This window comes from Thermostichus sp. OS-CIW-26, from assembly GCF_054058395.1.
In genome coordinates this window covers 23,471-41,235 of record NZ_JBSSAG010000011.1, presented here as the reverse complement: position 1 = coordinate 41,235, position 17,765 = coordinate 23,471, and the positions used below count along the sequence as shown (strand labels likewise).

Annotated in this window: 15 protein-coding genes and 2 pseudogenes; 12 read left to right on the top strand and 5 right to left on the bottom strand. The window is 57.8% G+C overall.

The genetic code is table 11. The features are described from left to right. Window positions 1–92 precede the first annotated feature (92 nt). The 4 genes and pseudogenes from ACVW0C_RS06660 (at window position 93) to apcD (ending at window position 3,902) form a co-directional block, all read left to right on the top strand. On the top strand, window positions 93–824 hold the full coding sequence (locus tag ACVW0C_RS06660) for an SDR family oxidoreductase (RefSeq protein ID WP_414341872.1): 732 nt from the start codon (window positions 93–95) through the stop codon (window positions 822–824). Between the two features lie 236 nt (window positions 825–1,060). Beyond that, a pseudogene (gene folE, locus ACVW0C_RS06655) lies at window positions 1,061–1,630 on the top strand (GTP cyclohydrolase I FolE); the annotation flags it as partial. Between the two features lie 266 nt (window positions 1,631–1,896). Continuing rightward, window positions 1,897–3,225, top strand: a complete 1,329-nt coding sequence (locus tag ACVW0C_RS06650) for a type IV pilus twitching motility protein PilT (RefSeq protein WP_457384716.1) — start codon at window positions 1,897–1,899, stop codon at window positions 3,223–3,225. 191 nt (window positions 3,226–3,416) lie between these two features. Then, window positions 3,417–3,902, top strand: a complete 486-nt coding sequence (gene apcD, locus ACVW0C_RS06645; RefSeq protein WP_011431857.1) for an allophycocyanin subunit alpha-B — start codon at window positions 3,417–3,419, stop codon at window positions 3,900–3,902. A gap of 4 nt (window positions 3,903–3,906) precedes the next feature. Here the strand turns inward: apcD and ACVW0C_RS06640 are convergent, their stop codons facing one another. Further along, window positions 3,907–4,590, bottom strand: coding sequence for a HEAT repeat domain-containing protein (locus ACVW0C_RS06640; RefSeq protein ID WP_414329553.1), 684 nt, complete (start codon window positions 4,588–4,590; stop codon window positions 3,907–3,909). Window positions 4,591–4,682: 92 nt separating this feature from the next. Between ACVW0C_RS06640 and rpsO the strand changes: the two genes are divergently transcribed. The 5 genes from rpsO to ACVW0C_RS06615 all read left to right on the top strand — a co-directional run bounded on the left by rpsO (window position 4,683) and on the right by ACVW0C_RS06615 (window position 10,767). Beyond that, on the top strand, window positions 4,683–4,958 hold the full coding sequence (gene rpsO / locus ACVW0C_RS06635) for a 30S ribosomal protein S15 (protein WP_011431855.1): 276 nt from the start codon (window positions 4,683–4,685) through the stop codon (window positions 4,956–4,958). Window positions 4,959–4,994: 36 nt separating this feature from the next. Continuing rightward, window positions 4,995–5,432 carry a photosystem II biosynthesis protein gene (locus ACVW0C_RS06630; RefSeq protein WP_414329551.1) on the top strand — a complete coding sequence of 146 codons (438 nt, stop codon included), beginning with the start codon at window positions 4,995–4,997 and terminating at the stop codon, window positions 5,430–5,432. 96 nt (window positions 5,433–5,528) lie between these two features. Then, window positions 5,529–6,722 (top strand): nickel pincer cofactor biosynthesis protein LarC, encoded by a 1,194-nt coding sequence (larC, locus tag ACVW0C_RS06625; protein WP_457384698.1) that lies wholly within the window; start codon window positions 5,529–5,531, stop codon window positions 6,720–6,722. Between the two features lie 82 nt (window positions 6,723–6,804). Then, window positions 6,805–8,832: an ABC transporter ATP-binding protein/permease gene (locus ACVW0C_RS06620; RefSeq protein WP_457384697.1), complete on the top strand. Its 2,028-nt coding sequence runs from the start codon at window positions 6,805–6,807 to the stop codon at window positions 8,830–8,832. 153 nt (window positions 8,833–8,985) lie between these two features. Beyond that, the gene (locus ACVW0C_RS06615) at window positions 8,986–10,767 is read left to right on the top strand and encodes an NADPH-dependent assimilatory sulfite reductase hemoprotein subunit (protein WP_457384696.1); all 1,782 of its coding nucleotides are present in this window, start codon (window positions 8,986–8,988) and stop codon (window positions 10,765–10,767) included. A gap of 9 nt (window positions 10,768–10,776) precedes the next feature. On the opposite strand, the gene ACVW0C_RS06610 is transcribed toward ACVW0C_RS06615, so the two are convergent. Together ACVW0C_RS06610 and ACVW0C_RS06605 are read right to left on the bottom strand one after the other, a co-directional pair. Further along, window positions 10,777–11,454, bottom strand: coding sequence for an adenylate/guanylate cyclase domain-containing protein (locus ACVW0C_RS06610; RefSeq protein ID WP_457384715.1), 678 nt, complete (start codon window positions 11,452–11,454; stop codon window positions 10,777–10,779). Between the two features lie 28 nt (window positions 11,455–11,482). Further along, a pseudogene (locus ACVW0C_RS06605) lies at window positions 11,483–12,637 on the bottom strand (RNA-guided endonuclease InsQ/TnpB family protein). Window positions 12,638–12,932: 295 nt separating this feature from the next. Here ACVW0C_RS06605 and ACVW0C_RS06600 point away from each other — a divergent pair. Continuing rightward, window positions 12,933–13,757, top strand: a complete 825-nt coding sequence (locus ACVW0C_RS06600; protein WP_457384695.1) for a tetratricopeptide repeat protein — start codon at window positions 12,933–12,935, stop codon at window positions 13,755–13,757. A 79-nt stretch (window positions 13,758–13,836) separates the two neighbouring features. Here ACVW0C_RS06600 and ACVW0C_RS06595 read toward each other — a convergent pair whose 3' ends face one another. Beyond that, window positions 13,837–14,184, bottom strand: a complete 348-nt coding sequence (locus tag ACVW0C_RS06595; RefSeq protein ID WP_414341893.1) for an STAS domain-containing protein — start codon at window positions 14,182–14,184, stop codon at window positions 13,837–13,839. Between the two features lie 153 nt (window positions 14,185–14,337). Between ACVW0C_RS06595 and ACVW0C_RS06590 the strand changes: the two genes are divergently transcribed. Then, on the top strand, window positions 14,338–15,519 hold the full coding sequence (locus ACVW0C_RS06590; protein WP_457384694.1) for a glycosyltransferase: 1,182 nt from the start codon (window positions 14,338–14,340) through the stop codon (window positions 15,517–15,519). An 8-nt stretch (window positions 15,520–15,527) separates the two neighbouring features. On the opposite strand, the gene ACVW0C_RS06585 is transcribed toward ACVW0C_RS06590, so the two are convergent. Then, window positions 15,528–16,301, bottom strand: coding sequence for a Uma2 family endonuclease (locus tag ACVW0C_RS06585; RefSeq protein ID WP_414408014.1), 774 nt, complete (start codon window positions 16,299–16,301; stop codon window positions 15,528–15,530). Window positions 16,302–16,497: 196 nt separating this feature from the next. Between ACVW0C_RS06585 and ACVW0C_RS06580 the strand changes: the two genes are divergently transcribed. After that, window positions 16,498–17,691: an RNA-guided endonuclease InsQ/TnpB family protein gene (locus ACVW0C_RS06580; RefSeq protein WP_457384714.1), complete on the top strand. Its 1,194-nt coding sequence runs from the start codon at window positions 16,498–16,500 to the stop codon at window positions 17,689–17,691. Window positions 17,692–17,765 lie beyond the last annotated feature (74 nt).

Genomic DNA, 17,765 nt, shown 5'->3' with positions numbered 1-17,765 from the left:
GCAGCGGAAAATCAGTGTTAAACTTAGTTAACGAAGTTTCTCAGGCCTGGGCGGCGCTTGCTTGTGTGGCGCACTCCAGAGGCTTGTTGTAAATGAGTTTTGAGACAAAGTTTCCCGAACGTGCTCTGATTACAGGGGCCAGTCGAGGGATCGGCAGAGCGGTAGCCCTAGCCCTAGCCCGACAAGGGATAGCGGTGGCTCTGGTGGCCCGCTCCCAACCTGATCTGCTGGCGGTGCAGGCCCAAATCCAAGACCAGGGGGGTAAGGCAGCGGTTTTTCCCATGGACTTGGCCGACTTAGCAGCTCTGCCCCAGCAGTTGCAGGCTCTCCTGGATCGATTTGGCGTCTGCGATGTCTTGGTCAATAATGCGGGCATGGCCCACGTTGGCCCTTTGGCCACCTTACCTTTGTCGGATTGGCAGCGAGTGATCGACTTGAACTTGACGGCAGCTTTTCTGTGTGCCCAAGCCGTACTTCCCGGAATGCGCCGGCAGCGCTGCGGCACGATTGTCAACGTCATCTCGATTGCGGGCAAGCGAGCTTTTCCCAACTGGGGAGCTTACTGTGCCAGCAAGTTCGGCCTAATGGGCTTTTCTCAAGCTTTGGCCGAAGAGGAACGACAGCATGGCATTCGGGTCACCAGCCTGTGCCCTGGTGCCGTGGACACGTCCCTCTGGGATACGGGCACGGTAGGGGTCAACTTCGACCGTTCCAAAATGCTCTCGCCGGAATGGGTAGCCGATTTGATTACCTATATTGTTCGGTTGCCCACAGGTGCGGTGGTGGAAGATCTCACCTTCATGCCTGCGGTGGGAGCCTTTTAGGCTTGCCCCTGACTGAGGATGGTCTTGGCTATCGCAGCCTTTGACTGGATGCCACCTGAGCTGAGTTGCATGCACCGAGTTCTCTTAGCCTTTCGTTAACCAAGGAATATCCTGCTATGACCCTTGCGAAACCCGGATCTGGCTCGCAATCTCGAATGGATGACAAAGCCCATTTCAAGTCTCGGGTGATTCGAGATCGAGCCACTTTTGCGGAAGAAGAATTGGGTAGCTCGGATGTCTCAGATCCGGCTATGGTGGCGGCGGTGGAGACGCTGCTGCGGGGGATCGGGGAGGATCCCCAACGGGAGGGGCTGCGAAAAACCCCGGAACGAGTGGTTGCGGCTTTGAAGTTTTTGACCAGTGGGTATTGGCAGTCTTTGGAGGAGCTACTGAACAGTGCCATCTTTGATGAGGGCCATGACGAGATGGTGCTGTTGCGGGATGTGTCTCTGTTTAGCCTGTGCGAGCACCATCTGCTGCCCTTTATCGGCAAAGCCCATGTTGCCTACATCCCCAAGCAAAAGGTGGTGGGCCTAAGCAAAATTGCCCGTATCGTCGAGATGTACTCCCGCCGCCTGCAGGTTCAGGAACGCCTGACACGGCAAATTGCTGAGGCCTTGATGGAGGTGCTGGATCCCTACGGGGTGGGGGTGGTTATCGAGGCTACCCACATGTGCATGGTGATGCGGGGGGTACAAAAGGCCGGCTCCTGGACGGTCACCAGCTCGATGGTGGGGGTGTTTCAGGAGGATCCCCGTACCCGTGAGGAGTTTTTGAGTCTCATTCGCCATCCGTCCAATTTTTAGGGAGCTTCCCGGAGCTTTGTCGGTGAGTGGGTTAAGCCTCTGCTCAGGCTGGGAATACTAGCCTAAGATTGACTCAAACCCTGCCAGAAGCGAGGCTTGTCATGAGCGAGGTCAGCCCCGAAAACCAGTTTCCCACCGATTTGGACTCCAATTGGCAGCCCCCGGCTCCGCCGGTCATGCAGCGTCCGCCTCGTCCGGCTGCTCAAACGCCCCCGGTGGAGCCCCCAACGCAACTGGATCCGGTGCTGGGTTCAGCTTCCCAAGGGATGGGATCCCGGCCTGTCAACGCCAAAAGCCCCCCCAACCCCATTCTGGGTCGGCCCCTTCCGCCTGGTGTGGCTGTCGCTCCCCCTCAGGTGCCTGTGCCCGATCCTGTCGCTCCCCCTCGAATGCCCCCGCCCACTCCGGCTCCGGCTGCTGCTGCTCGGCCTCCAGTGTCGCCGCCCAGCCCCAATCCTGCCGCTCCGCCTTTTGCGCCACCAGCTCGCCCAACGGCTGCCGGTCGGATCCCGGTGGCTCCAGCTACTCCTGCGGGCCTGACCCTGCGCCAACTGGTGCAGGAAGCCTATGACAAAGGCTACTCCGATATTCATTTGGGGGTGGGGGAAGTGCCTCGCTTTCGGGATCGGGGGCAAATGCTTTTGACCAACTACCCGGTCACCACCACCGAGATGTTCTATGGCTGGCTGCGGGAAAGCCTGCCGGAGAGCCAAATTCGCCAGTTTGAGGAATGTTTGGAACTGGATACTGCCATCCAGTACGAGGGTTTGGTGCGTTGTCGGGTCAACTGCTTTGTTTCCCTTCTTGGCCCGGCTATGGTGATGCGTCTGATCCCGTTGAAAATTTTGACGCTGGAGCAGTTGCGGGCGCCGGAAGTGCTAAAGCGCATTGCCGAAGAGCACAAAGGCTTGGTTTTGGTGACCGGCCCCACCGGATCCGGTAAGTCCACGACCTTGGCGGCGATGGTGGACTACATCAATTCCAACTTTCCCAAACACATCATTTCCATTGAGGATCCCATCGAGTTCGTCCACCAGAGCAAGAAATCGATGGTGCGGCAGCGGGAGGTCGGGATCCACACCCTGGAATTTGCCAATGCCCTGAAAGCCTCTCTGCGGGAAGATCCGGACATCATCCTGATTGGGGAGATGCGGGATCGAGAGACAGTGGATATTGCCCTGAAGGCCGGCCAGACGGGCCACTTGGTCTTTGGAACCCTGCACACCAACAGCGCCGTCCGCACCATCGAGCGTCTGCTGGGGATTTACAAGCCGGAAGAACAGGAGCCGATGCGTCTGCAGCTGGCAGAAACCCTGGTGGCGATCATCGCTCAAACCCTGGTGCGCACCACCGATGGCAAGCGAGCTGCGGCCCACGAGATCATGCGCAACACCGATGCCATTCGGGACTACATCAAGCGGGGGGCGGTGGATGAAATTGAGGAGCTGATCGCCGACGGCTCCTATGAGGGCATGTGTACCATGAATCAATCCCTGTTTAGGCTTTACCAAGAGGGGCGGATTACCGAAGAGGTGTGTCTGGAGGCTGCCCCACGCCGCAATGAGATGGCCCAATGGCTGCGAGGCCGGATCTAGGGCCAGTCTCGAGATGGAGTCACGCCAAAGTGCTTGAGGGAAGGTTTGCCCTATCCTAAACTGGGAGCAGCCGGCGGCGCTGGCTTGCCGAGCTACCTGCTCATCTCTTGGGCCGACCTTGGGCTGGGGGGATGGGTTGCGAATTGATGAACCGAATTGAAAGCAAGTTAGAAAACAGGAGAATCCCTACCGTGAGCGTGATCAACCAGATCATCGAGACCGCGGATGACCAGCTGCGTTACCTCTCAGTTAGCGAACTGGAAGCCATCAGGAATTACATGACCACCGGCGAGAGGCGCTTGCAAATCGCTCAGGTGTTAGCAGAAAACAAAAAGCGCATCATTGACCAGGCCCAGAAGCAGCTATTCGCCAAGCGGCCCGAGTACGTGCAACCCGGTGGCAATGCCTACGGTGACAAGCGCTACAACCAATGTTTGCGAGATTACGACTGGTATCTGCGTCTGGTGACCTATGGCATTATTGCCGGCAGCAAAGAGCCGATTGAGTCTATCGGCCTGATAGGGGTGCGGGAAATGTACAATGCCCTCAATGTACCCATCGCCGGCATGATCGATGCGATTGTCTTTTTGAAGGAAGCTGCCCTCAGCTTGTTGGAGCCGGCGGCAGCCGCTGAAGCCGCCCCTTACTTTGACTACATCATCAATGCCATGAGCTAGGGATCTACAGGGATCCCAAGGCAGCCCGGGCATGTACGGCCACCTGTTCTTGGGAATCCTGGGCCAGCCGGGTCAGTCCGGCGCGAGCGGCTTCTGTTCCCAACTTGGCCAGGGCAATGCAGACGCGGTAGCGCAGTTGCCAGTCGTCGGAATCAATGAGGGGATCCAGGTAGGGGATGGCCCGCGGATCCCCCAGATCGCCCAAGGCAGCGGCAGCGGCTGTGGTGATCAGCTCGCTCTTGTCCTGCAAAGCTTCCACCAGAGTGTCGAAGGCGGCAGGGTTCCCCAGCTCTCCCAGGGCAGCGATGATGCTAAACCGTACCAGCCACTCCGTTTCTCGCCGATAAGCTTCCAGGAGATCGGCCAGGGCCTGTGGCTGCTTGAGATCCCCCAGGGCAGCGGCGGCAGCAGCCCGCACATCGAACTCCGGATCCTCTCGCAAAGAGCGCTGCAAAATGGGCAACAGTAGGTTCGGATCGACGCCAGACAGGGTGCCCATCTGGCTGATGGCAGCATAACGGACGCGGGCATTCTCGTCGTGAATCGCTCGCTGCAGCAATGTCAGGGCTTCTGGCCCAGGCAGTTCTCTGGCTTTGTTGACAGCGCGCAGCCGATTTCCCAAGTCTTGTGAGTTCAACAGCTCCAGCAAAGCGGGCAGTGCCGGAGGATCCCCAGAGGTTGTTGTCATATCCCATTCTCTCCATAACCCTCCTCGGCCATAGCGAGGGAGGAAAAGCCGATGTTATTATCTTGAAGCAGTGCATCCAGTCCCTTGATCTTATGGCCTTATTGCAACAAGAGAAGCAGCAGATCATTGAGAGCTATCGACTGCACGACACCGACACCGGTTCTGCCGAGGTTCAGGTGGCTCTGCTCACCAGTCGCATCAACCAGCTCTCTCAGCACCTTCAGAGAAACCCGAAGGATTTCAACTCCCGCCGCGGCCTGCTGATGATGATCGGTCGTCGCAAGCGTTTGCTCAACTACATCGCCAAGCATTCTCCTGACCGCTTCCGGGAGCTGGCCGAACGGCTGAACATCCGGGTGAAAAAGTAGGCAGCCCATCCAAAACGCTATCGGAGATCTGTCTTCGTGGGCAAATCCAGCCGCCAGTCCAAAACCTTTCGCCGTCGCTCCCCCTCCGCCTCTGTTGAGGTGGAGAAGAAGCCGGCCAAGAAGGAGCCTGTTGCCGTGATTCCCCCTGAGGTCAGCCGGCGGATGGTGCGGCGGATTCTGGTGTTTTCTGGGATCCCTTCGGGGCTAGGTCTGAGCAGCTTTTTTGTGAATTACTATCTCTTGACCAACCATGTGGTCGCTCTGCCCCCCTACTTCACCTTGGCGGAGTCGCTGACCTTGTTTGGCCTTGGTTTTTTGGGCATTAGCTACGGTGTGTTCTCGGCTTCCTGGGATCCCGAGCCGGGATCCCTGCTGGGAATTGGAGAATTCCGGCGCAATTTGGGCAACATCATCCAACAGTGGCGGGAATCTGCTGCTCGATCTTCTGAATCTTCTGACTCTAGGGAAGCCTAACTGCTCTCCCGTCGCCTTTTCCAGGCCGGTTGCTGCCTACAATCAAGAGGGATCCAAGTCCATTCTGGCGGCAGCGGCTACCCCCAGTTCTCCAGCATGAAAATAGCCTACTTCGACTGTGCGGCGGGCATTGCCGGCGATATGTGTCTAGGAGCCCTGCTGGATTGCGGGGTGCCTTTGGAGTACCTCAACCGTCAGCTCCAGGCGTTGGGCATCGAGGGGGAATATAGCCTGCAGGTGAGCCGGGTGCAGCGGTGTGGGCAGCCTGCTCTGCAAGCTGTGGTGGAGGTGCTGGGATCCCAGAGTGGGGGATCCCTTGCCCGGCATTGGATGGAGATTCAGGCTTTGATCGCGGGATCCCAGCTTTCCCCAGCCATTAAGGCCCGCAGCTTGGCGGTGTTTGAAAAGTTGGCGCAGGCAGAAGCAAAAGTCCATCAAGTGCCCGTGGAAAAAGTGCACTTTCACGAAGTGGGGGCAGTGGATGCTTTGGTGGATATTGTCGGCACTTGCATCGGCCTGGATTGGCTGCAGGTGGAGCGGGTGTTGTCATCCCCCCATCCTATTGGGGGCGGCTGGGTGAGCACAGAGCATGGCAAATTGGCCGTGCCGGTGCCGGCGGTGATCGAGCTGTGGGAAATGGGCCGCGTGCCGGTGTTCAGCAACGGGGTGGAAGCGGAGCTGGTAACCCCCACAGGAGCAGCCTTGGCCGTGGCGTTGGCGGAAGAGTTTGGCCCCTGTCCGCCGATGCGGGTGGAAAAAGTGGGGCGTGGGGCCGGTGCCCAAGAGCTGCCCATTCCCAACGTGTTTCGTCTCTGGATTGGGGAAGCCGATGGGGGAGAGCTAACGGAAACGGTATCGGTGTTGCAAACCCAAATCGACGATCTCAACCCCCAAGTGATTGCCTACACCTGCGAGCAGTTGTTGGCCCTCGGGGCCTGGGACGTGTTTACCCAGCCGATCACCATGAAACAGGGGCGGCCGGGGATCCTGCTCACCGTTATCTGTCCGCCGGATCGGGTGCCGGAGTGTCAAGATCTCATCTTCCGGGAGACCACCACCCTGGGCATTCGCCACTTCCAACAGCAGCGCACCCTGCTGGAGCGGGTTATCGAGCGGGTGGAAACCCCTTACGGCCTGGTAGACATCAAAGTGGCCCGCCACCATGGCCGCATCGTCAACGCTCAGCCGGAGTTTCGCGACTGTGTGGCCCGCGCCCAGGAGTTTCACGTGCCGGTTCAGACGGTGTGGCTGGCGGCCCAATCGGCTTGGCAAAACCGGTTGCAAGGTTGAAGGGACACCGAACCTGTTCCACCCCCAATGAATCCGCTCCTGTTGAACACAGATTGGCACCCATGGCCTGCTAGCCTGGGAGATGTCGATCTTGCTCTCTCCGCCGACCACAACAATGGAATCCCAAGCCTCTCAATTTAACTTTGACCGCAAACTGTGGGATCGGTTTATCACGGTGGCCCAGCCCTACTTTTACCCCAGAGTACGCTATGGGGGCTGGATCTTTTTGGGCTTGCTGGCAGCGGCCATGGTGTTTGTGGTTGCCCTGATGTTCTTTGTGGAGATTGGGGTGACTTTGGTCGGTCAAGCCCTGTTCCCGGAGTTTTTTACCAATGTGGCAGCCGGATTGGTGGCCCAAACGGAGAGAAACTTGTCCTCGCCAGTGCTGTGGGTGGCCTCGGTCAGCTTGGCTCTGAGCAGCCTTTGTTTTGGGGCAGTGTGGCGGCAGCTTCGCCAGCGCTGGTTGCAGTGGGTGCTGCTCACCTTTTTGCTGTTTCTGTCGCTGACGGTCAACCGGCTGAACGTGATGATCAGCTTTATCTTTCGGTTTATCGACACAGCTCTGCAGCAAAAAGAAGAGCCCACTTTCTGGCAGTTTTTGATTATTTATGGAGTGCTGATTATCTCAGCCATTCCGATTTTGGTGATCTACCGCTACACTCGCCTCAAGCTAGGGCTGTTTTGGCGAGAATGGCTGACCGATCATTTTCTGGATCGCTACTTCGATCAGCGGGCTTACTACGAGCTGGATTCCAACGCCGCCAACACCGAAATCGACAACCCCGACCAGCGCATTTCCGAGGATGTTCGCTCCTTTACCGGCACCACCCTCTCCTTCCTGTTGGACATTCTCGACTCGATTCTCACCCTCTATGCTTTTACTGGCATTCTCTATGGCATTTCTCGTCCGTTGGCGTTGGGGCTGGTGGTCTATGCCACCATTGGTACCGCCATTGCCATTTTGGCTGGTCGCAAGCTGATCAAAATTAACTTCGATCAACTGCGCTACGAAGCCGATTTTCGCTACAGCTTAGTGCACGTGCGGGATAATGCTGAGTCCATTGCCTTCTACCAGGGAGAGGATCAAGAACTCAGGCAAATTTTGCATCGCTTTGGTGCGGCCTTGCGCAATTTTAATTTGCTGATCATCTGGCAGGCCATCATCGATATTTTCCAATACGCCTACAACTATTTCACCCGCATTGTGCCCTATGTCATCGTCGCCCCCCTTTACTTCAGCGGCGTGCGAGATTTCGGCACCATTACCCAAGCCACCATTGCCTTCAGCCAGGTGTTGAGCGCCCTCTCCATTGTGGCCAACCAGATTCAAAGCATTTCCAGTTTTGCCGCTGGGATCAACCGCTTAGGCTCCTTTCACGAGTCTCTGGAAGATCCGGCGCTGCGCCACACCGGCGCTCGGGAAAGCAACATTCAAACTCGCATTGCCCAGCAATTGGCGCTAAACCACGTCACTTTGCTCACCCCCAATTCAGAACGAACCCTGGTGCGGGATCTCTCCTTCGCCTTGGAAGCCGGCCAGCGGCTTTTGATTGTCGGTGTTAGCGGCAGCGGCAAAAGTTCCCTGTTGCGGGCCATTGCCGGCCTATGGACCAACGGCCAGGGATCCATCGCCCGCCCAGATACTCAGGAGATGCTCTTTTTGCCCCAGAAACCCTATATGCTGCTGGGATCCCTGCGGGATCAACTGCTCTATCCCAAACGCCGCCGAGACCTCACCGATGAAGATCTCATCCGAGTCTTGGCCCAGGTGAACTTGGGGGACTTGCCGGAGCGGGTGGGCGGCTTTGATGTGGAGAAAGATTGGGCCAGCACCCTCTCCCTTGGGGAGCAGCAGCGCCTTGCCTTCGCCCGCATTTTGATCACCCAGCCCCGCTACGCCATCTTGGACGAGGCCACCAGCGCCCTGGATGTGGCCAACGAAAAACTGCTCTACCTGCAGCTGCAACACCTGAACACCACCTACATCAGCGTCGGCCATCGTCCCACCCTCTTGGCCTACCACGACCTGGTTTTGGAGCTGCAGGGGAATTGTGCCTGGCAACTGTGGTCGGTGCAGGAGTATGGTGCCCGCCTAGCCCTGGCCAGCTAGCAGCGCCGACATCTCCAGCTGACTCAAATGACAAGCTTTGCGGGTTTGGAACAAAACCCGGATAGGAGGCTGACTTTTCCAACTGGACGCCGCCCAAGGGAGGTGATAGCCTGTTATTCACAAGTATTCCGACCGGTTTACCGGAGATCACCAATGCCCCCCATGATCCCATCCGAGGCCAAGCGTTCCAAGGTGGAGCAGATCAAGGCAGACAGCCACTTTCTACGGGATCCCCTTCAGCAGGAGCTGGCCCAAGACACCACCCACTTCAGCGAAGCAGCGGTGCAGGTGCTGAAGTTTCACGGGGCTTACCAGCAGGACGACCGGGATCGGCGGCAGCAACGGAAGCAGGAAGGATTGGAGCGGGCCTATTCGATGATGTTGCGCACCCGCATCCCAGGGGGACACGTGCCCCCCCAGCTTTACTTGACCCTGGATCGGCTGGCCGATGAGTACGGCAATGGCACCCTGCGAGCCACAACGCGGCAAACCTTTCAGTTGCATGGGATCCTCAAGAAAAACCTCAAGGCCACCATAGCCAGCATTCTCAAACAGATGGGATCCACCCTGGCCGCCTGCGGCGATGTCAACCGCAACGTGATGGCACCGGTGGCCCCCTACAAAAATCGCCCTGCCTATCGCTATGCCCAAGAGTATGCCCGCAAGCTGGCGGATCTGTTGGCTCCGAAGACCTCTGCCTACTACGAGATCTGGGTGGATGGGGAGCCGGTTCCCATCCCACCGGTGGATGAGGAAGTGGTGGAAGCCGAGAAGTTTGTCGGCAACGGGGTGAGGTTAGAGGGCCCAGAACCCCTGTATGGCCCCGTCTATTTGCCCCGCAAGTTCAAGACAGCCATCACCGTAGCCGGGGAAAACACGGTAGATGTGTACTCCCAGGACCTGGGCTTGATTGTGCTCACGGATCGCAAGGGCAACTTGAAGGGCTTCAACATCGTGGTGGGTGGGGGCATGGGGCGTACCCACGGCAAGGAAGAAACCCAGCCCTTGCTGGCCCAGAAGCTCTGCTTTGCCCCTCCGGAGGCGGTGTATCGGGTTTGCCAAGCGGTTTTGGCCGTGCAGCGAGACTACGGCAACCGGCACGACCGCAAGCAGGCGCGGTTGAAATACTTGGTGAGAGACTGGGGGATCCGCAAGTTTCGCCGCGTTGTCGAGGAGTATGTGGGGGAAAAATTGCCCCGGTTTCGCCCCCTACCCAAGTTTGTTCCCAACAGCGACGACTACCTGGGCTGGCACGAGCAGGGGGATGGCCGTTGGTTTTTGGGCATTTCCATCGAAAATGGCCGTATCCAGGACACCCCAGAGCGGCAGCTCAAAACGGCGCTGCGCCGGATTGTGGAAGCCTTTTCTCTGCATGTGCGGCTGACCCCCACTCAGGATTTACTTTTCATCGACATTGCGGAGCAGCAGCGGGATGCCATCAACCAGATCCTCAAGTCCCACGGGGTGCTCTCCAAAGAAGAGATCCCTCAACTGGTGCGGCTGTCGATGGCCTGCCCTGCCCTGCCCACCTGTGGGTTGGCGATTACCGAGTCGGAGCGAGCTTTGCCAGGGCTGGTGCGCCAGTTGGATCAGCTGTTGCAGGAGCTGGATCTGCAAGATTCGCCCTTCTTGGTACGCATGACCGGCTGCCCCAACGGCTGTGCCCGACCCTACCTGGCCGAGCTGGGATTGGTGGGATCCGCCCCCGATGGCTACTACCAGATTTGGCTGGGAGCCAGCCCGCAGGGGGATCGCCTGGCGCAAGTGTTTCAGGATCGGGTACACATCAGCCAGATCGTGCCGCTGATGAGAGTTCTCCTGCAGGCCTACAAGCAGGAGCGCCGTCCTGGCGAGAGCTTTGGAGATTACTGCCATCGGGTGGGGATCCCCTATTTGCAGGCCCAAGTTCAGCAAAGGGATGGCGTTTTTGCCTAAAGGGATCCCTCAAAAACGAGACCAAGCCTGTAGCCATTCCCGGAGCGCTTCCAGCCATCCAAGCGGTTCAGGCTTGGTTGCTTCTGGAGCTTGCTCCTCGCCAGTCGGCAAGCTGACGGGGTTGGGATGCACCCTGTAGACTCGGATGGGTTTGGCGTTGGGAACGGGTTTCACCGAAAGAGGCTCCACCTGCAGGAGTTGCCCTTCCACGGCTCGATACACAGCTGCCGAGATGAGCAACCGGGAGCTCTGTTCCTCAGACTGTTCCCCCCCTTGCGAAACATCCTCAACCGACTCCAGCCAGGTGGCAACATTGACCGACTTGCCAAAGGCAGACAGCCGCTGCGGATCTTGGGGATCAATGGGGAGCAGAAGAACCGGGCCGTGGTGGATCCCGAGGGTGAGCTTAACCTGGGGGTAGGAGAGTTGCCGCAGAGACCTATTCAACTCCGCCGCCGACTGTCCAAGCGCCAATCCCGCCTGCAGTGCCTGCTGTACGGCCAGCTCGGGTTGTTTTAAGCCAAACAAAGCCAGACTTCTCAGCCCGCTCTGGTTGGCCAGTACTCCCCCATATTGCTGCACCAAGGCCCCCATTTGGGCGAAGTAGCGACCCAAGGTGTAGACAACATCGTAGGGAAAGTTCTCCTCGTCGAAGTTGGCCATCCCCCGCAGGGAAGCGCTGAGAATGGCGGCGGTAAACTACCCGACACCCGCGCTATGCGCAGGGTGCGGGCTTTATCCCAATCCCCAGCGGCCCCAGGGGGCAGCTAAGTTTCGGAATTTCAGGCGAGTTTACAGTCGCCCCAAGGAGAGAGATTACTTGAGCAGCGTTATGGTCAGCATCCCCTTCCCACCCGCAGTGCCCACACTTGAACGACTTACCATTGCGGTAGGACTTACCCCGCTCAGGGTGGATGTGCAGGCATTTGTGGCAGGTCTGACTGGTGTAGGCAGGCGGCACCAGCACCACAGGCACTCCAGCAATGGCAGCCTTGTAGGCTACAAACATCCTGAGCTGGCAGAACGCCCAGTTGTTAGTCCTGCGCCGCTCAGTCTTGCTCCGAGGCTTCTGATTCAGGCGCTCTCGAATGCCTGTCAAGTCCTCAAAAGCCAGTGCCGCACCAATAGCCTGGGCATCCCTGACCAAGGTTTTGCTGATGTTGTGGTTCAGCCATGTCTGGTAGCGCCGTTCTCTCCCAGAGAGCCTTCTCAGCAGCCTCCTAGAGCTGCGAGTGCGTTTGGATTGAACCTTGGCGCGTACACGGCTGAACCGGTCACGGACGGCCTGGATGTGCTCTCCACTCCAAGAGCGTCCGTTGCTAGCGGTGGCGATATCCCGCCTGCCCAAGTCAACTCCGATTACCTTGGGAGTCTTGCCAGTCGGGGGAGTATCCAGCTCAACAGCAATGTTGATGTAGTAGTCCCCTTGCTTGGTCTTGGACAGAGTAGCGCTGGTGGGCGTTTGCCCCCGCAGCAAAGCGATTTGATAACCGCCAATCTTGAGCTTGAGTCAAACCCGTCCGCTCATCAGGGTCACGTCCACGGCCTGGTCGGACTCTCGGTACTTAAAAGTACGAGCGTCCAAAGTCAGACTGGTGGGGCGGAACTTGTGGACTTGCTTCACCGCCTTGGCATTGCTAATCACCCGACGGAGCGCCTGACAGACGTGGTTGGCTTTCAGCCCCGTTGCTGCCCTTACCGGCCGATAGACCAAGTGGTGCAGCTTGGCGGTGTTCCAGCAGTTCTTTTGTTTGGCGGCGTCGAGAATCTGGTTGCAAGCGTTCGCAAAGCCCTGCAAAGTGCGGTCAATTTCTTGACGCAACTCTTGTGGGACTATCAGCTTGCAACGTACAGAGATAGTCTGGCTCATGGGCTTATTGTAGTTTATCCAGACTTTTGACCAGCAAACCTATATGAAGGAGGGCTTTCCTCCCGACACCAAGCCTGCGGCTATGGTGCGGGCCTCCAGCCCGAAAATTTGGTGATCCGCATGGTTAAGAGGGAGTGAGGGGTGGCAAAAAGATTCAGCACTACCTAAATTCAGTACGGCATTGCCCTCCCCTTGGATGCTGTTTTTAAAAGTTTTGGGTATTGGGTAACCTCACCCCGCAGCCTGCCCCGGCGCCGATGATAGAGTACAGAGGAGTCTTCTGCGCGAGCCCTTTATGCCTCAGTCCAAACCCCAAGAATCCCCAGCCCGCAAGCTCCTCAACATTTTGCTGCTGGTGGTGGGCACGGTAACTTTCTTGGGCTTCTCCTTTGGCCCGCTATTCCAGGCCCTCGGGCCTTCCGAATCCCCAGAGGCCAGCCGGGTAACCGAGCAACTGCGGGCCCAGGCAGATGGCTACCGCGCCGTGCTGGAACGGGAGCCGGATAACCCCATTGCCCTGCGGGGGTTGATCGACACCCAACTGCAGCTCAACGAGCCGCAAGGGGCCATTGAGCCGCTGAAGAAGCTGGTGGAACTGGAGCCCGAAAATCGGCAACTGCGAGCTTTTTTGGCCCAAATCCAACAGGATACGGGGGATTTTGAAGGGGCGTTAGAACAGCTCCAGCTCCTTTACGAGGGGGATCCCAAAGATGGCCAGGTGCTGCAGCAGTTGGTGGATGTGCAGCTAACCCTGGGCCGCACCTCTGAGGCCATTGCCCTGCTGGAGAAGCATCTTGAAGAAGTGCCGGAAGATAATGATGTACGTTTGCGCTTGGCCTTTGTCTACGCCCGCAACAACCAGACTGAGAAAGCTGTAGTCCTCTACGACAAGTTGATTGCGGCGGATCCCAGTGATTTCACCCCCGTGTTGGGCAAAGCCATAGCCCTCAGCTCTGCCACCGATGAAAACCTACGGGCAAAAGCGCCTGAGCTGTTTGAGCAAGCAGCGCGGTTGGCCCCACCCCAAGTCCGGGAGCAGATTCGGCAACAGGCAGAAGTTTATGCCCAGGTGAACCGGCCCCAGACGGTCGAGAACCAAAACAGCAACCCCTCCCCCTGAGCAGGTTTTCAACCGTTAGGCTAATCCAGGTGTTGAGAAGCTGATCCCTGACGGTTCTCAGTTGACCCGATAGGGAGAGCTACGGAAAAGACTCAAGTGCCTTTTCTACAGAGGGGTAGATCTCGTAAATGGCATCCAAGCCGGTGATGGAGAAGAGCAGCTTGACCTGCTCCTGCAGGCTGCAGAACTTGAGTTGATAGCCCGAAGCGCGGCAATGGCGATGCGCCCAAACCAGAACCGACAACCCCATGCTGTCGATCAGGCTAACCTGACTAAGATCCAACAAGAAATGTCCCGGTTTCTCGGTGAGAATTTGGCTTAGCTCTTTCCGTACCTCGCGGGCAATCGCGGCGTTGAGCCTTTCACTGTGCAATTTCACAACCGTAACAGGGGATCCCTTGTGGCTGAGCTGGATGAAGACATCCATGAAAAGCCCGGCAGGTTTGAGGGGGGATGGGCACAGGCACGATGCAACCAGACTGATTTTGAATTGCTAAATCACCATGAGTATGAGTTTGTCCTCCCTGGGCTTCTCTTGCAAGCATTCTTGGACACTTTTCCCTTACAGGTTAGAACTGGCATGAGCGGGATCCCTGCCTGGGCTGGAGATGCTGCCGCCCTGAGCCTATTGGTTATGCAAGTGCCGATGCTGGCGGTGCTGCTGGCGCGGCTGCTGCCCTCTTTGCGGCGCCCTTCCCCTCTGCCTCCCGGTCAGCCTGGGATCCCTTTGCAGCCGGGCTTGGTCAGCGTGTTGTTGCCCACCCTCAACGAAGCCGAGCGCATCGATCCCTGCCTGGAAGGATTGCACCAACAGAGCTCCGTCCTGCGGGAGGTGCTGGTGGTGGACAGCCGCTCTCAAGATGGCACCCCCGAAAAAGTGCTGCAGATGGCCAAGCGGGATCCCCGCTTTCGCCTGCTGACCGACGATCCCCTCCCCGGCGGATGGGTGGGCCGCCCCTGGGCTTTGCACTACGGATTTCTCCAGTCGGATCCGGCCTCTGAGTGGATCCTGGGCATTGATGCCGATACCCGCCCCCAGCCAGGCTTGGTGGAGCGCCTGCTGGAAACCGCCCAGGCCCAAAGGCTCGACCTGATCACCCTGGCACCGCAGTTTATCTTGCAGCACTGGGGGGAAGGCTGGCTGCAACCGGCTCTTTTGGTGACCCTGATCTACCGCTACGGGGCAGCCGGAGACACCGCCACCCTGCCGGAACGGACGATGGCCAATGGGCAATGTATGCTAGTGCGCCGGTCGGTGCTGGAAGCCATGAACGGCTACACGCTGGCGCGGGCCTCCTTCTGTGACGATGTCACCTTGGTGCGGCAGATTGCGGCAGCCGGCTTTAAAGTAGCTTTTTACGACGGTCGGCACCTGCTCAAGGTGCGCATGTACACTTCTTTTGGCGAAACTTGGCGAGAGTGGGGCCGATCCCTCGATTTGAAAGATGCCACCCCTGTGGCCCAGTTGTGGGGGGATATAGCTCTCCTCGTCCTCACCCAAGGGATCCCTGGGCCGGTGGTTGTAGGGCTGTTGGGCAAAGCCGGGATGGGGTTTCCCTTTTCCCTGACGGAGCAGGTGCTGCTGGGGCTTAACCTAGGCTTACTGATTCTGCGCTTAGGTGTACTGCTGGGCATTCGCGGCTCCTATCAGGATCCCCCTTGGACGTTCTGGATGTCGCCTCTGGCGGATCCCTTGGCCGTTCTGCGGATAATCCTATCTGCCCTCAGCCGGCCCCGCTCTTGGCGCGGGCGCACCTACTAGGAGAGCCCTCAATCGGCTATTGCCTCGGGATCCACGCCCAACTCCCGCAATTTCGCGGCTAGGCGCTGCTGTTCCAGACGGGCCTGTTCGAGGGCTGCTTCTGCCGCTTCGGCCCGCTGCCGCTCCTGCTCTACCTGTTCGATTCCCCATAGGAGCAAATTCCCATCGGCAGTCCACCACCGCAACCAGTTGGCTTTGGTCTCGGCTTTTTGTCCCCGCCACACCCCCAAAAACAAGCCAATCTCCGGGATCCAGTAGCGACGGTTTTCATCCGCCGATACAGGGGTATAGCGGCCATTCTCCAGGCGGTAGACATCCAGCTCACCGGTTTTGGGATGAAAGATTACATAGACAGGCACCTGCAAAATGCGCTCGTAGAAATACCATTTTCCATAGGGATAGTGGGGATTGATGGAGTACTCGCCGCCCTCGGTTTCGGAGATGAATTCCATCACAATCGCCGGGGGATTCCCTTCTAAGTGTGGGGTATAGCTGCGGCGGATCTCTCCTTCGGGAATCGGCTGTACTGCGGGCACATAAACCCAGTCGGGGGCTTTCACCACCACCTTGTCCCCGACAGTGCTGCAAAGGCCAAAGTTGGAGGCGATCAAAGCCTGGGCAGGGATCATCTGAGCGAGTTCCAATGCCTCACGCAGAGCAGCAGCCAAAAGGGGCTGTAAGGTGCTTTCCACAGGCTCATCCGGCAAGGGAAAGTCTTCCGGCAGTTTTTCCCATCGAATGGGAGGTAGGGGCGGGGTGAGCCGAACAGGAGAGAGGGTCATGGCTTGGGATACTCATGGTGATAAGGTACATGAATGCCTTTTGAATAACTCAAAGCACTTGCTGATATCAACCCCAGGCAATTCCACAAGGCTGTTGCAGGCTAGGACGGATTCAGCTAGAAATCGCAGGAGCCCCGCACTGTACCCGTAGGGTCACTGCCGGGAGGAATGCGCTTTGATGAAGTACAATGAACTTATGAGCCAAGTCCTGACCATATCCTGCAAGCTCAAGGTGTCCCCGTCGCAAGCCGCCAAATTGGACGCGACGATGGATGCCTTTGTACAGGCATTGAACTGGGTCAACCAAAACACACCAGAAAAAGTAGTCAACGCAGTCAAACTCCAATCCCTTTGCTACTACGAGATTCGATCCCGGTTTGGCTTGTCCAGTAACTTGGCTCAACAGGTGTGCAGACGGGTAGCGGGTTCCCGCAAAGTGGCTAAGCAGAAAAAGCGTCCCGTCAAGGAGTTTAAGAGCGGCTTTGTTACCTACGACGCCCGTATCTTTTCGTTCCGTCAAAAAGACTGGACGGTGTCGCTGACCACGGTGGAAGGGAGAGAACGCTTTGAACTGGCCATTGGCAACTACCAGCGTGGGATGCTGGCTGGTTCCAACCCAAAAGCTGCCACGCTGGTCAAGCGCAAAGATGGCTCCTACTACATCCAGATTTGCGTAGAGAAAAAACCACCCAAGCAACAAGATATCGACAAGGTGATCGGGGTGGACTTGGGAAGGACAGATATTGCCCATACATCGGAAGGAGATAACTGGAATGGACAGCAGTTGAGCAGAGTCCGAGAGCGCTACTCCCGGTTGAGGGCGGTACTCCAACGCAAAGCCAGTAAGGGCACACGCAGTTCGCGGCGCAGATGCAGAGAACTGTTGCAACGGCTGTCTGGCAAGGAAAGACGCTTTCAAACGTGGGTCAATCATCGCATCTCCAAAGCTATTGTCTCCAGGGCAAAAGCCACAAACAGCGCTATCGCTCTGGAAGACTTGACAGGGATCCGGGAAAGGGTCAATCAACAGCCACGCAGCAAAACCGAAAGGCGCAGGGCCAACAGTTGGGCGTTCTACCAACTACGTCAGTTTCTGGAATACAAGGCGAGGGTTGCAGGGGTTTCTCTGATTCTTGTTCCGCCTGCCTACACGTCGCAGACCTGCCACCGGTGTTTGCACATCCATCCCGACCCTGCGCAATCCTATCGCAGTGGTAAGTCGTTCAAGTGTGGGCACTGTGGATGGGAAGGAGATGCGGACTTGAATGGTGCAAACGTAATTGCGCTCTTGGGGGCTGTCGTAAACCAGCCTAGAGGTTCGGGCCTGTTTTGTTCTCTGGTAAAGCAGAGCAGGCTCAGGGCTACTGAAAGCCCGCTCCGTACCGCTTAGCGGTCGGAGCCGGGTAGTTTACTCATCTCGACTGCCAATCCATACGGTTGAGATATGCTTGGGGGCAATGAGCA

Excerpts from the sequence above, each read along its gene's own strand:
- ACVW0C_RS06585 (WP_414408014.1), bottom strand. The coding sequence starts at position 16,301 with ATGACCCTCTCTCCTGTTCGGCTCACCCCGCCCCTACCTCCCATTCGA.
- ACVW0C_RS06660 (WP_414341872.1), top strand. The coding sequence starts at position 93 with ATGAGTTTTGAGACAAAGTTTCCCGAACGTGCTCTGATTACAGGGGCC.
- ACVW0C_RS06580 (WP_457384714.1), top strand. The coding sequence starts at position 16,498 with ATGAGCCAAGTCCTGACCATATCCTGCAAGCTCAAGGTGTCCCCGTCG.
- ACVW0C_RS06595 (WP_414341893.1), bottom strand. The coding sequence starts at position 14,184 with ATGGATGTCTTCATCCAGCTCAGCCACAAGGGATCCCCTGTTACGGTT.
- rpsO (WP_011431855.1), top strand. The coding sequence starts at position 4,683 with ATGGCCTTATTGCAACAAGAGAAGCAGCAGATCATTGAGAGCTATCGA.
- ACVW0C_RS06600 (WP_457384695.1), top strand. The coding sequence starts at position 12,933 with ATGCCTCAGTCCAAACCCCAAGAATCCCCAGCCCGCAAGCTCCTCAAC.
- ACVW0C_RS06590 (WP_457384694.1), top strand. The coding sequence starts at position 14,338 with ATGAGCGGGATCCCTGCCTGGGCTGGAGATGCTGCCGCCCTGAGCCTA.
- ACVW0C_RS06615 (WP_457384696.1), top strand. The coding sequence starts at position 8,986 with ATGCCCCCCATGATCCCATCCGAGGCCAAGCGTTCCAAGGTGGAGCAG.
- ACVW0C_RS06620 (WP_457384697.1), top strand. The coding sequence starts at position 6,805 with ATGTCGATCTTGCTCTCTCCGCCGACCACAACAATGGAATCCCAAGCC.
- larC (WP_457384698.1), top strand. The coding sequence starts at position 5,529 with ATGAAAATAGCCTACTTCGACTGTGCGGCGGGCATTGCCGGCGATATG.
- ACVW0C_RS06640 (WP_414329553.1), bottom strand. The coding sequence starts at position 4,590 with ATGACAACAACCTCTGGGGATCCTCCGGCACTGCCCGCTTTGCTGGAG.
- ACVW0C_RS06650 (WP_457384716.1), top strand. The coding sequence starts at position 1,897 with ATGGGATCCCGGCCTGTCAACGCCAAAAGCCCCCCCAACCCCATTCTG.